The organism is Oleiphilus sp. HI0079 (assembly GCF_001635105.1).
On the sequence record NZ_LWFT01000109.1, the window covers coordinates 1 to 714 of the forward strand.

General features: G+C 45.1%; 1 protein-coding gene. It reads left to right on the forward strand.

Translation table 11 applies throughout. The features are described 5' to 3' along the window. On the forward strand, nt 1–486 hold a 486-nt coding region (locus A3750_RS25655; protein WP_197474796.1), incomplete at its 5' end, for a YncE family protein. Nucleotides 487–714: the final 228 nt, after the last annotated feature.

Genomic DNA, 714 nt, shown 5'->3' on the forward strand with positions numbered 1-714 from the left:
GAAGCCGTACGCAGTGTCGCCATTAATGCGGATGCGACCCTCGCACTCACTGGCAGTGACAACTATAGCGCCACATTTTGGGATTTACTCAATGGCGAGGCCTTACATACCGAAAACCTTGAAAACATGAGTCGCCATGTCACATTTTCACCAAGTGGGAACAAAGCGTTTATTTCGTCATTGCGAAATGATCACCTCATCATTAATACCCGCGATTTCTCAACGCTTAGCGCTATCCAAGAACGTTATACGATCTTTAACGGTGCGCATTTCTCAGTTGACGAGAAGCGCGTCTATTTAGCGAACCAGCAGGGCTACATTCAAGTATTCGATACTACTACAGGTGAGGAGACCTCAAGATTCAAGGCTAAACGCAAGAAATGGTTTGGCGCTTCTCGCGCCATCATTGCCCTATGGGCAGACGACAACACCCTCAAGGCGCTTACAAGCGACGGACAGCTACAAACGTTTTCTCTCGCGCCATAACGAGATTCTTGTCACAACCCTTATTTAATGGCCTGTCATATAAAATTCCTGTCCCATTTATTGATAGTTAGTACAAGCAGCAGCGCCTACGATTATTCTCGAGAATAAAAATAAGAATCGAAAATATAAATTAAGGCAAGCACGCGCTTGCCGGCTCTTTTCCCTCCAAAAAATAAAGATAAAAAACGACAGGTGACCAACATGAAGAAAACGATTGTCGCGCTCAGT